Annotated in this window: 10 protein-coding genes; 7 read left to right on the forward strand and 3 right to left on the reverse strand. The window is 45.9% G+C overall.

Features of this window, described 5'->3' with window-relative positions:
- Positions 1 to 98: 98 nt before the first annotated feature.
- Positions 99 to 491 carry a hypothetical protein gene (locus BLV62_RS21760; protein WP_089764268.1) on the forward strand — a complete coding sequence of 131 codons (393 nt, stop codon included), beginning with the start codon at positions 99 to 101 and terminating at the stop codon, positions 489 to 491.
- Positions 492 to 529: 38 nt separating this feature from the next.
- Here BLV62_RS21760 and BLV62_RS21765 read toward each other — a convergent pair whose 3' ends face one another.
- The 3 genes from BLV62_RS21765 to BLV62_RS21775 all read right to left on the reverse strand — a co-directional run bounded on the left by BLV62_RS21765 (position 530) and on the right by BLV62_RS21775 (position 3,818).
- On the reverse strand, positions 530 to 1,117 hold the full coding sequence (locus BLV62_RS21765; RefSeq protein WP_089764270.1) for a LutC/YkgG family protein: 588 nt from the start codon (positions 1,115 to 1,117) through the stop codon (positions 530 to 532).
- Positions 1,118 to 1,634: 517 nt separating this feature from the next.
- On the reverse strand, positions 1,635 to 2,420 hold the full coding sequence (locus BLV62_RS21770; RefSeq protein ID WP_089764373.1) for an SDR family oxidoreductase: 786 nt from the start codon (positions 2,418 to 2,420) through the stop codon (positions 1,635 to 1,637).
- 273 nt (positions 2,421 to 2,693) lie between these two features.
- Complete coding sequence (locus tag BLV62_RS21775) at positions 2,694 to 3,818, reverse strand: acyltransferase family protein (RefSeq protein ID WP_089764271.1); 1,125 nt, start codon at positions 3,816 to 3,818, stop codon at positions 2,694 to 2,696.
- A gap of 1,041 nt (positions 3,819 to 4,859) precedes the next feature.
- On the opposite strand from BLV62_RS21775, the gene BLV62_RS21780 reads away from it, so the two are divergent.
- The 6 genes from BLV62_RS21780 (at position 4,860) to BLV62_RS21810 (ending at position 13,419) form a co-directional block, all read left to right on the forward strand.
- Positions 4,860 to 5,705 carry an energy transducer TonB gene (locus tag BLV62_RS21780; RefSeq protein WP_089764273.1) on the forward strand — a complete coding sequence of 282 codons (846 nt, stop codon included), beginning with the start codon at positions 4,860 to 4,862 and terminating at the stop codon, positions 5,703 to 5,705.
- Positions 5,706 to 5,973: 268 nt separating this feature from the next.
- Entirely contained in the window at positions 5,974 to 8,553 is a 2,580-nt protein-coding gene (locus BLV62_RS21785; RefSeq protein ID WP_089764274.1) for a phosphoenolpyruvate carboxylase, read from the forward strand.
- A 111-nt stretch (positions 8,554 to 8,664) separates the two neighbouring features.
- A complete protein-coding gene (gene gndA, locus BLV62_RS21790; protein WP_089764276.1) occupies positions 8,665 to 10,086 on the forward strand; it encodes an NADP-dependent phosphogluconate dehydrogenase in 1,422 nt (473 codons plus the stop codon).
- Positions 10,087 to 10,107: 21 nt separating this feature from the next.
- Entirely contained in the window at positions 10,108 to 11,613 is a 1,506-nt protein-coding gene (gene zwf / locus BLV62_RS21795) for a glucose-6-phosphate dehydrogenase (protein WP_089764278.1), read from the forward strand.
- 16 nt (positions 11,614 to 11,629) lie between these two features.
- Positions 11,630 to 12,355: a 6-phosphogluconolactonase gene (pgl, locus tag BLV62_RS21800; RefSeq protein ID WP_089764279.1), complete on the forward strand. Its 726-nt coding sequence runs from the start codon at positions 11,630 to 11,632 to the stop codon at positions 12,353 to 12,355.
- 302 nt (positions 12,356 to 12,657) lie between these two features.
- Positions 12,658 to 13,419 (forward strand): amidohydrolase family protein, encoded by a 762-nt coding sequence (locus BLV62_RS21810; RefSeq protein ID WP_089764283.1) that lies wholly within the window; start codon positions 12,658 to 12,660, stop codon positions 13,417 to 13,419.
- The last annotated feature ends 62 nt before the right edge of the window (positions 13,420 to 13,481 follow it).

Below are 13,481 nucleotides of genomic sequence, written 5' to 3' on the forward strand. Positions count from 1 at the left end.
TTAATAATGAGTTAGATCAATATACCAAAATCAGAGATTCTCTATTCGGACTTGTTATTTATCGCTTGTTATTTACCAATGTAACTAATCTCTCTGCCATGAATAGCTTACAGAAATTCCCGTTATTTCTATTAGCAGCGGGCGCGCTGTTAGTACTTATCCCCCATCATCAAAGCATGGCAACCAAACATGCTGTTGCTGCTTATGATTCTTCCTGCCTGGTCAAGACCGAGGCAAATTTTGATTTCACCGATCAGCAGCGTAAAAAGGTAATTGAAGTGATTGAAAACAAAGTGGCTGGTGGTATAGAGGAGGCAGGAAAGATCACCTGGGAAAATTCACCTAATGCGACGGAGTATTACCAGATTGTATTAAAGAAAGGGAGGGTTTCCATTAAATATAAGGGAACCGAATGCCAGGACAGGCTGATCTGGCAGGATATTGAGGATTGCAAAGCGGAATTGAAAAAGCTGCTTGGTAACCAGTCGTAATATTAAAGCGGGCCAGGGCCACCTGACCCGCTTTAATATCAAATAAGATAAACACTCAGACTTCTTGCTCCCTGCGCTCCATGAACCAGTACCGCGCCGATATCAGCGGTTGCGGATGGCCCCATCATGAAACACCCATAGGCAGAATCTTCAAGGCATACTTTCAGGTAAGCGTCATACATATCGGCAACCAATTCTGATGGGTTTAATAAAACAACCAGGTGTTGTGATAGAAATCCCAGGGCATTGACTACCAGGTCTTCCTGGGCTAACCATACCATCCCGTTTTCGGCTACTCCAAAACGGGCGCGGATAACGCCTACATCTACATCCGCCAGTTCATGCGGATTTTTAACTGCGTGAATGTCGCGATTTCCCTGTATGTCGGGCGTTGCAGAGCAAATCACCCTGGCATCGGGGAACTGCTGCGACAGCAGTTTTTGAGCAGCGGAGAGGTCAGATGGCCGGTAAATACTTCCACCGGCGTCTTTAATACGTTCTTCAAATTCAGGTAACAGTGCAGTGATCTTCTTCGGAAATTCCGGTGTAGCCGGGCAGGCGACCTGACTGTGAGGCAGCTGACTGCGAACAGCAGACAGCACTTGGTTGCGGGTGTTACTGTCCATGATCTTTAACTTTATATTGTAAATACCATTTCTTAGCAAAAACGGGGAGGTTTCCTTTGTTATCCCCAGGGATCTAATGCTCAGTTGTAGTAAAAAAATGTGGAATGAATCTTAATGCTCTATCAGCTGTATTCCGTTCCCCAGGCTAAGCCGGGTGTCCAAAAATCTTGCCTGCCGTATCAAAAACCAATCGTATGCAGATAGGAAGATACTTCTTTTCTGTCATTACTTCGCGCCATTTTATTATTTGATAACAATTCGCTGTGTTAACGTGGCGTATTCTTTTACAGAAGCGGCAAAGACCGGATCATAACGTTGTTCACTGTATGGACTGATAAAGGTTTTCCAGGTGCTATGCTTTGTGGATTATCTTCTCAATACCTCTACTCACAGTGTGTAGGTGAGGAATCGTTGGATTAAACCAACTGATTTTCATACAGTGTTATTTGATACATCCCTATATTTCATAACACTTCATTAACCAGATGGTTTAATCCTGCTACTATTCTTTTCCTGGTTACATTGCAGGCGTTTTTCCTCCGTCTACTGCCGTACTGGTGCCTGTGATATAAGACGCGGCAGGAGATGCCAGGAATGCCGCCAGCGCTGCAATTTCATGCGCTTCGCCAAAACGCTGCATCGGTATTTCTTTGAGCCATTCCGATGATACAACATCAGGAGTTACATTCCTTGCCGCCGCCAGGTTGGAGAATAACGACTCAAGTCGGGCAGTCGCAGTACTTCCCGGTAATACATTATTTACCGTTATACCGAAAGGCGCCAGTTCTGTAGCCAGCGTTTTAGCCCAGGAAGCAACCGCCCATCTGATAGTATTGCTCACACCAAGGTTTTTGAGCGGTGTTTTTACAGAAGTGGAAATTATATTGATGATCCTGCCATAACCTGCCAGTTTCATGGTAGGAACCAATACCTGCGCCAGGGCCTGGTTGCAAAGTACATGCATGGAAAACGCCTTGGCGAAATCATCAGTCGCTGCATCCAGTATCGGACCTGCGGCTGGTCCACCGGTATTGTTGATCAGTATGTGAACAGGTGTTTGCGCTACAAGTTTGGTTGCTGCCTCTTTTACCTGTGCAACATCCGAAAAATCAGCAACCACATAACTGTGTTGCTGGCCTTTTTCGGCAGGAAGGCCTGGAATAATGGATTGCAACTTCTCTTCATTTCTGGCCATCAGCACACAGTTAGCACCCAACGAGGCCAGCTCTTCTGCGGTAGCTAATCCAATACCCTGGGTACTGCCACAGACTAACGCAGTTTTTCCGTTTAATGAAAGATTCATAGTTTTCGAATTTACCTCCAATTTACGGGGTTGCACGCAGAGTTGCAAAGGAAGGCAAAGGGGCGTAAGTTTTTTTCCCCGCAAAGCTGCATAAGGCGCAAAAGGGGCATAAGATTTTTTTAAGATAGACTAAGAAAGCGAAGATTATGTTATAAAACACGATCTTCGCTTCCTTTGTTTTCTTAGTTTATCTTTGCTTCTTTGCGCCTTATGCAGCTTTGCGGGGAAAAAAAACTTACGCCCCTTTGCCTTCCTTTGCCTCTCTGCGTGCCCCTACACGCGGACGTATATTTTTCGTTTATCAAGGATGTAGCCTACGAGCCAGCAAGTGAGCATGAAGGCCAACGAGAAGAGCAGCGATCCGAATTTTCCGGGGGAAATAGGTTGGAAGATGGTGTCATTGATCCACTGGTACAACGAAACGCCATTCACCCGGAAGAACCAGAACAGGATAGCGAGTACTTCAGATAACAGGTAAAGGAATAATGGGTTCTTACCGAATACGGTAAAAAATCCTGATCCCTTGGTGAACCCGAGAATGTCTATAACAAAGATCAGCAGGGATAATAACAGCAGGTCAATGCCCACTGTCAGCAATACATACGAGCTGGTCCAGAGTTTTTTGTTGATAGGGAATACGGTATTCCACACATAGGCCAGGGCAATTAAAATAGCGCCGGCTGCAACCATTCTGCCAATTCCGGCCTTGGTGCGTCCTTGTTGCTGCACAAACACCCCTGTATAATAACCTGCAATTACATTCACAACAGCAGGAATGGTACTAAGGAAGCCTTCAGGATCAAAAGCGATGCCTTCTCCATGGTACATGTGATTATCGCCGATCAGGAACTTATCCAGCAGGATACCGGCATTACCATTAATACCATACTGATCGCCGGGTACTCCGCAGAACCACATGATAGCCCAATACCCCAGCAGGAATGCAGCGCTGATAGCCCATACAGTTTTCTTGGAAAAATAATGGATTAACAGTGATGCAATGCAGTAACATAAGGCAATCCGTTGCAACACCCCCAGGATGCGGGTATGATCAAACGGTCTGAAAACATAACCGCCGCCTTCCGCATGATCTACAAACGGGAACCAATACATGAGGAACCCAAGCAGGAAGATGATAAGCGTTCTTTTAAAGATCTTTCCAAGAACCGCCGAATTTCCCAGCTGCAAATATTTCTTCATGCTGAAGCTCATAGCATTCCCTACGGCAAAAAGAAAGGAAGGGAAAACGAGGTCGGTCGGTGTCCATCCATGCCAGGCTGCATGGTCGAGTGGCCAATAGGTTCCGCCAGTTCCTCCGGTGTTTACGATGATCATAAAACATACCGTCATACCCCGGAATACATCTAACGGCAAGAAGCGTTGAGAGCCCTGTGTCATTTCCAAAATTGATTTTGGTTGATGAAAAATGGTAAGGATAAAAATTAATATCGTGAATGAGCCGGATACAATATAGATATCTTAATTCAAAATCCAAATAGCTTATTAAAAAAATTTATAAATGGGAGAGAAGTGCGCCTAAAACGTATTTTATACGTTCATCGCTACATTCCAATATATGGCGAGCCTACTGATGCAAACATTATAACCGGTCACCTGACCATGCTAAAAAAAAGTTGCATTAAATATTTGGAAATATTAAAAGCTGCTGTATATTTGTCTACCAATTCAGTAGACTAATAACTACTGGCCAACAGGGAACTTCAGGCAACCATGGTTCCCGGCATCCTTTGATCCACCAGCAAGGTGTTGCTGCCATCAATAAACTTATTGATTAATTGTGTAAATAAAATATACACTATGACAAGGCACACGCTAACAAGTGGAAGGCGTACTCAAACGCTTCAGTTTTCATATACCTGTTCCCGTTATCCAAATTTTGGATGCTGTTGTTACGGCATCAGTTGTTAAGATCTTGCGTTCTGTAAGCTGTAAATAGAATGCCTGGTTGGGCTTGCGGGAATGGTATGCTGCAAATTTATTGGTGGTAAATGATCAGCAATATACCTACCCGCATCCTCCCGGCATTTCAACAAAAAACAACCAATAACAGAACCCTGCTTTTAACGCCAATGTATAAACGTAAATGATCAGCATATTCAACTTCAGTTCACAGGGGCGTTGTCTCAACAATTCTGGTGGGTTTTGTAGGGCGTCGGCCCCTTGTTCTGGAGGAACTAAAGATATTAAACCAACCTGCTAATTAATTTATTTCCGGAAGAGACGACCTAACTCAAATGATTATACTTTTTCGGAAAGCCTGAATTATATCAATGGAACCACTTGTTTTCAGGTACGGTCCCCCAGTGCCAGCAAGTCCCGACTCCTGTCGGGACTTCTTTTTTTATCTCTCAGAAAAAAAATTTCACATCGTTTATGGAAAACGAATAATCCCCACATCTAATTAGTAAACCTATAGTTATGGACTCAACTAAAATCTTGAAGGCATCGTTTCTCGACATCCTCTTCGATGAAAGGAATAAAGCGTATGGCGCTTATGAACTGCGCAGCCATTATAACAGGAGAGTGCGTAATGCTGTAATAGGCACTTCTTCCATTGTATTATTGTTGATCGGCGGTTATGTACTGAATAACCGTTTGATGGCTGCCACGGATGTTAAACGCCCTTTCGAAGTAAAGAAAGAGATAACATTAACGGAGATACCCGACATCCCCGAAAAGCCGGTAATACCGCCGCCGCCTGCCGTGCAGAATACGCCCCCTCCCCAGGTAGCAACCAAAGCTTTTGTAGATCCGATCATCACCACCGACGATGTGCTGGAAACTGAAAAGCCTCCTAAACAAAGTGACCTGGAACATGTTGCCATTGGTACAAAGAATATTGATGGTATAGAAGATAATGGCATACCTGCTGAACTGGCACAGGGGACAGGAACAGGCAGCGGGGTGATTACAGTGGAAAAAGGAAATGCGGAAACGGACGTACCCGTATCGTTCGTAGAGATCATGCCCGAATTTCCCGGCGGAGAAGAAGCCCTGATGAAGTATCTGAAACGTACTACCCGTTACCCGCAAATGGCAATGGACAACGAAATACAAGGCATAGTGTATGTGCAGTTTGTGGTGAACCGCGATGGATCCATTTCTGATATTAAAACACTGGGTGCACAAAAAGGCGGCGGCCTGGAAGAGGAAGCAATGCGTGTAGTAAAAGGTATGCCTAAATGGAAACCCGGAAGGCAAAATGGAAAAAATGTATCCGTATACTTTAACCTGCCTATCAACTTCAAATTTACCAATCAATAGTTTTAGTATGTGGTAGTCCTATTATCCCGGCCTATGTCCATTTTTTATAACCCATGCCGCCCACTCTAATCCTGGTTACAATCCCGGTCTGCCCCGCAGATCGGGATTTGCCTTTTAAAAGAATCAAAAGAAAGGGTAGTTATTAGAGATTTTTCAAATTTTTCAATCGGAATTCATATAAAAATCAAAAAACTAAGAAATTAATATAATAATCCTTAATTTAACGCCCGCTTAGTTCTCTTCTTTAGCACTATAAACGGATTTTAGTATGGAAGCGCCGGTAAATAATTCGCTGCAACAGTTTAAGAACCTGGTAGGTACAAAGTTTCAGCTTTACAATAGCCTTTTTACCTCTCTACCCTTTCATAAGGTAGAAAAGACAGGTATTTTTCTATCCTTATTTTTGCTACACTGCGAAGAAGAATATAATAAGGGAAGCAGTCCCGAAGAGATTGTCAAGTCCTTCTTTCAACAATACACCACCTATACAGAAGAAAGACAACTAACCGATCTTTTATTCAGGTTTGTGCAATACGCAGAAAGACAGGTAGTATTGTTTGACGCACTCGAAGATGCGGCTTTCAAAAATATCAGGGATATGCAGGGGGTGGGAACTTTAAGACATCTCCAGTCAGAGGTTACCCAGGAGCAGGCACAGGACCAGTTGAAGGAAAAATTAAAGGATTTCTCCGTACGCCTGGTTTTAACAGCCCATCCAACCCAGTTCTACCCAAGCGAAGTACTGGGAATTATCAACGACCTTTCCAAGGCCCTGATAGATGAAAATACCAGCCAGGTAAATATGTATTTGCAACAGCTGGGAAAAACGCCTTTCTTCAAAAAGGAAAAGCCAACCCCATACGACGAAGCAATCAGCCTCGTATGGTTCCTGGAAAATATATTTTACCAGTCGGCCGGCCGTATCCTTTCGTTTATACGAGGTCAGTTCCCCGGCCTGCTGCCTGAAAACAACTCCCTGATCCGTATGGGATTCTGGCCGGGAGGCGACAGGGATGGCAATCCATTCGTAAAAGCGCCAACAACTATAGAAGTAGCGGCAGCATTGCGCTCTTCCATAATGAAATGCTATTTCAGGGAAGTTAGGAACCTTCGCCGCAGGCTTACATTTAAAGGTGTAGAAAACGTGGTGGCCGCACTGGAAACCAAGCTTTCTGCCAATCTTTTCAAACCGGGGCATATCGCCGATATTACAAAAGAAGAAATATTGGAAACCCTGAACGGTATCCGTCAGACTATCATGACAGACCTGAACGGGTTGTTCGTTCACCTGGTCGATAACCTGATCAGCAAAGTGGAAGTGTTCGGCCTGTTCTTCGCCACGCTGGATATCCGCCAGGATAGCTCTGTTCACCAGGCGGTACTGGAAACCATTTCTCAAACCACTTCCGCATTGCCAGACAACTACCCGGCTATGAGCGATGCAGAGAAGATCCAGGTATTATTAAATATTAAGGAGGCATTAGATCCGAATGTCCTGGAAAATCCTTTGCACCAGGACACTCTCCAGTCTATAGCCGCTATTAAGGCCATACAGCAGTCGAACGGTGAGGAAGGCTGCAACCGTTATATCATCAGCCACAGTACCAGCGTACTGAACGTGATGGAAGTATATGGCCTTTTCCTGTTGAGTGGTTGGAAGAAGGAAGAAATGACAGTAGACATTGTTCCGCTGTTTGAAACGATAGACGACCTTCGGCATGCCGGCCAGGTAATGAAAGAGCTGTACGAGAATGCAGAGTACCGCGAACACCTGCGCCGCCGTAAATGCAAGCAGACCATTATGCTTGGCTTCTCCGACGGTACAAAAGACGGTGGGTACCTGATGGCCAACTGGAGTATTTACAAGGCCAAAGAAGAATTGACAAGTATTTCCAAAGAATATGGTATCAATGTCCTGTTCTTTGACGGCAGGGGAGGTCCTCCTGCTCGTGGCGGTGGAAAAACCCACCAGTTCTATGCTTCAATGGGCAGGAACATTGCCAATAAAGAGATCCAGCAAACGATCCAGGGGCAAACCATCAGCTCCAACTTTGGTACTGTGGATGCGGCCCAGTTCAACATGGAGCAGCTGATACATGCCGGCATCAGCAACGAACTATTCTCGTCCAGGGAGGTTACCCTTACCAAGGCAGAAGAGGAATTGCTGCAGTCACTGGCCGATGAGGGATACGCTGCCTATAATAAATTGAAGAACCATCCTTACTTCCTGGCTTACCTGGATCACGCAAGTCCTTTACGTTACTATGCTGAAGCCAACATCGGCAGCCGGCCTAGTAAACGTAACGCCTCGGCCAAACTTAACCTTAACGATTTAAGGGCGGTGCCCTATGTGGGTGCATGGAGCCAGCTTAAACAAAACGTACCTGGCTACTACGGCGTAGGAAGCGCATTGCAGGAACTGGACAAACAAGGAAAATGGGAAGAAGTAAATCATCTTTACCAGCATTCCCTGTTCTTCAGAACATTGCTGGATAACTGTGAAATGGCGATGAAGAAAAGCTATTTCCCATTGACCGCTTACCTGGCTAAACATCCGCAATACGGGGAAGTATGGCAGATGATCTATGATGAATTTGAACTGACTCAAAAATACCTGCTTCGCCTGAGCGGAGAAGCAGAACTGATGGCAGGAAGCCCGATCGACCAGCTATCTATCCAGATGAGAGAAAGGATTGTATTGCCGTTACTGACCATCCAGCAATATGCACTGACCAAACTCCGGGAGCTGGATGCACAAAATGGCAATGGTCATGGCCGGGAAACCTATGAAAAACTGATCATGCGCTGCTCATTCGGAATTATCAATGCGGGCAGGAACTCTGCATAAAATAATGAAAATTATATACTTAGGATTTATGGACCCATTGGGGTCCATAAATCCAATCTTGTAATTCGTATTTCTTCCCTACTTTTACATCTCCTTAAGTAACAACTCTATATGGCAAACACCTTATATGACTTTGGAATGATCGGTTTGGGAGTAATGGGACGCAACCTGTTGCTCAACATGGCCGATCATGGCTTTTCCGTTATCGGTTTTGATAAAGATGCAGCTAAGAACAACGCTTTGGAAGCGGCTGCAACTCCTGGTACCACTGTAAAGGGTGTTTCAGAGTTATCAACAATGATCCAACTTTTAGAGCGTCCCCGCAAAGTAATGATGCTGGTACCGGCAGGTCAGCCGGTAGACGATGTGATCGCCTCCCTGTCTCCTTTACTGGAGCCCGGCGACGTGATCATCGACGGCGGAAACTCTCACTATACCGACACCCTCCGCAGGGTTCAGCAACTCCGCGAGAAAAATCTCCATTTTATGGGGATAGGGGTTAGCGGCGGCGAACAGGGCGCGCGTACCGGTCCAAGCATTATGCCGGGTGGCGACCAGGAAGCCTATGCTAAAGTAAAACCTATGCTGGAAGCGATTGCGGCGAAAGTAAAAGGAGAACCTTGCGTAGCTTATTTAGGTAAAGAAGGAGCAGGTCACTACGTGAAAATGGTACATAATGGTATTGAGTATGCCATTATGCAGCTGATCAGCGAAAGCTATACCTTACTGCAGCAGGGAGCAGGCCTGAACAACGACCAGCTTCATGAAGTATTTAAAAGCTGGAACCAGGGAGCTTTACAATCGTTCCTGGTAGAGATCACAGCAGACATCTTCCTGCAAAACGACGATAAAACAGATAAACGCCTGGTAGACGTAATATCTGATAAAGCTGGTTCCAAAGGAACCGGTAAATGGACCTCCCAGGATTCAATGGAATTACCGGTTGCAGTACCAACCATTGATACAGCAGTAGCCATGCGTACAATTTCTGGGTATAAAGACCAGCGCCTGGAAGCTGCCGGTATCTACAAGGCGCCGGAAAGCACTTTACATGTGCCGGCAGAAATGTGGATCAAACAAGTACACGACGCTTTATACTTTGCTACCATCCTCAGTTATGCACAAGGACTTGCAATGCTGTTCGAAGCGTCTAAAGACCTGAAAATGGATATCCCGTTACCGGAGGTGGTAAAAGTATGGAGAGGCGGTTGCATCATCCGTTCTACCCTCCTGGAAGTCTTTACACAAGCATACCAGCAACGCCCTGACCTGCCAAATATCCTGCTCGACAAAGGAGTAGCTTATTTACTGGAGTCGGTAGAAGCTAACACCCGCAGCGTAGTAGCCCAGGCTGCAACTGCAGGAGTACCGGTTGCCGGATTAATGTCGGCCCTGTCGTATTTTGACGCCTTCCGCACGGGTCGTATGGCTACCAATCTGATTCAGGCCCAACGTGATTATTTTGGTGCGCATACCTATCAGCGTATAGACATGCCAGGTACCTTCCATACAGAATGGCAGCATCACGAGTAACATTCACCTTCAATTAAGTATATGCAAGTTCATAAACGCCCACCTGCTTCCATCGTATTCATTTTCGGAGGTAGCGGCGATTTAAACTACCGGAAACTAACACCTGCGCTTTATAATCTCTTCCTGGACCAGTGGATGCCCGAGAAGTTCGCAATCGTAGGAATAGGTCGAAGCCCGTATAATAACGAAGACTATAGCAAACACCTGCTGGAAGGGATCACTAAATTCTCCCGCCGGAAAGGTGAGCAGAATGGCCACTGGAAAGAGTTTAGCCAAAACGTCTCTTATTTGCAAATGGATGCAGAAGACCCATCTGCATTTGGCAAGCTTTCCGACTTTGTAAAAGACAAGGAAGCCGAATGGGGTGTGCATCCTAACGTGGTATTCTACCTCGCGGTAGCTCCCCAACTGGTGCCGAACATCGCTACCCGCCTCGGTGACCTGAACCTGTGCTCCGATAAGAACTTTACCCGCATCGTTATAGAAAAGCCTTTCGGGCATGACCTGAAAAGCGCCCATGAGCTGAACGAATTGCTGGCGCAGAAATTTACAGAAGAGCAGATCTACCGTATAGACCACTACTTAGGTAAAGAAACCATCCAGAATATCCTGGCCTTCCGTTTTGCCAACGCGTTATTCGAACCTGTATGGAACCGCAGCTATATTGATAACATCCAGATCACAGCTGCAGAAAGTGTAGGATTGGAAGGACGTGGCGGTTATTATGAAAGGGCGGGGGCGCTGCGGGACATGGTGCAAAACCATATCCTGCAGATACTGTGTATCCTGGCAATGGAACCTCCTGTATCTTTCGATGCCAACGAGGTAAGGAACAAAAAGGTGGATGTATTGAACGCCATCCGCCGCATTACTCCCGACAAAGTACACGAGTTTGCAGTAAGAGGCCAATACTCATCCGGCTGGATGAAAGGCGAGAAAGTAGTAGGTTATCGTGAAGAAAAAGGAGTTGATCCTAATTCCAACATCGAAACTTACGCCGCTGTGAAATTCTTCGTAGACAACTGGCGCTGGCAGGGAGTGCCTTTCTATGTTCGTACCGGCAAGTACCTGCACCAGAAAGCTACCAATATTATCATTACGTTTAAAGAGGCGCCTCCTTATTCGTTCCCGATAGAAGCTGCACAAACCTGGAGGCCTAACAGGCTTACCATCAGCATACAGCCGGAAATGGACATCCGTATCCGCTTCCAGGCTAAACGCCCGGGTCAGACAATGACCCTTGACCCGGTAGATATGACCTTCAATTACGACGCCGCCAACGGAGAACATGCTCCTGAAGCATACGAAACCCTGTTGCTGGATGTAATGGAAGGAGATGCTACCCTGTTCATGCGTGGCGACCAGGTAGATGCTGCCTGGAGAGTGATCATGCCGATCCTGGAAACATGGGAGAACCGCATACCGCAAGACTTCCCTAACTATGCTCCAGATTCCTGGGGCCCGGATGAAGCAGATGCACTGGTAGCCCGTGACGGTCATACCTGGATTAACTTACCAACTAAATAGCCTGAGTACAGCGACCATGGAATTACACATAGCTAAAGACGCCGCACAGTTAAGCGAAAACGTTGCTGCCTGGATCAGCAACTATATATTGGAAGTATTACAGCGCCAGGAAAGATTTACGTTCGTATTGTCTGGCGGCAATACTCCAAAACAGTTATACGCTTTACTGGCTAAAGCGCCGTATAACCAGATCATTCCCTGGGAGCGTATCCATTTCTTCTGGGGCGACGAAAGAGCCGTTCCGTTTGAAGATGAGCGCAATAATGCGAAAATGGCTTTTGATACCCTGCTTGATAAAGTGAGCGTAAACCCGGATAATATCCATGTAATGAGAACGGATATCAGCCCGGACGCGTCTGCTGCCGAATATGAGAAAACACTGAAAACATATTTCGGCAAAGAGCAAGTCACTTTTGATCTTGTATTGCTGGGTATGGGAGATGATGGACACACACTGTCTTTATTCCCCGGTTTACCTATCGTTCACGAGCAAAAAGCATGGGTGAAAGCTTTCTGGCTGGAAGCCCAGGATATGTACCGCATTACCCTCACCGCACCAGTAGTAAATAACTCGGCATGCGTGTTATTTATGGCTACCGGCGCCGGCAAGGCCATTACGCTGAAGAACGTGATCGAAGGAACATTCGACGCCGAAAAATTCCCCAGCCAGTTGATCCGCCCTCAAAACGGGCAACTCCACTGGTTTGTAGATGAAGCTGCGGCGGGTGCGCTTGAAATATAGTTGCTGTTTCACGCAAAGCGGCATTTCACGCAAAGCGGCATAAGGAGCATAAGAGGCATAAGGATTTTTTTAAGAGAAATAAGAAAGCAAAGATTTATTAAGAAAGCAAAGGAGATCAAAATTGTGTTAAATAACATGATCTTGATCTCCTTTGCTTTCTTAATTTGTCTTAAAAAACTTCCTTATGCCTCTTATGCTCCTTATGCCGCTTTGCGTGAAACCCCGCTTTGCGTGAAAAAAAAACTTGCGGTCAGATCTCAGGTATTTTAAGTAGCTTGTAGCCTGAACGAAACAACGATGATATGAAGTTTGATAAGCCCATTTTTGATTCGCATCTGCATATTATTGATGACCGGTTTCCCCTTAAACCAAATCAGGGATATTTGCCACCTACCTTTACTGTAGCCGATTATCGCCAACAAACAGCTGATTTGAACATAAAAGGAGGCGCTGTAGTGTCAGGCTCATTCCAGGAATTTGACCAGGAATACCTGAAATCTGCGCTGGCAGAACTGGGGCCGGGTTACGTAGGCGTAACACAGATACCGGCCAGTACAACAGATGAAGAGATCCTCGCTCTTAACAGCGCAGGCATCCGGGGAGTAAGATTTAATATCCAGAGAGGAGGTTCAGAAAGTATCACCTTTCTTGAACAACTGGCAAAACGGGTGTACGACCTGGTTAAATGGCATGTGGAGCTCTATGTGGATTCGCGCCAGCTGCCTTCCCTTTTTACTACCCTGCAAAAACTGCCGGTGGTAGTGATAGATCATCTCGGGTTATCTAAAGCCGGTTTCAAACACCTGCTACAATTAGTAGATAAAGGCGCATACGTAAAAGCAACAGGTTTTAGCCGCTGCGATTTCGATGTTGTGACAGGCATGCGGCAGATCGTTGCAGCTAACCCCAATGCTTTGGTTTTTGGTACCGACCTGCCATCAACCCGCGCCCCGCGTCCATTCTCGGAACAGGACCTGCAACTGGTGATCAACAATTTCCCGGCCCCTACAGTAGAAAAAATACTCTGGAGCAACGCCGCCAAACTGTATAAGCTCCCAACCTGACCGATGGTTTCGCGCAAAGGCGCAAAGGAAAGCAAAGGCGCAAAGATCTTTTGATCGAAGCG

Origin of the sequence: Chitinophaga terrae (ex Kim and Jung 2007), from assembly GCF_900107795.1 — a bacterium.
GTDB lineage: Bacteria > Bacteroidota > Bacteroidia > Chitinophagales > Chitinophagaceae > Chitinophaga > Chitinophaga terrae.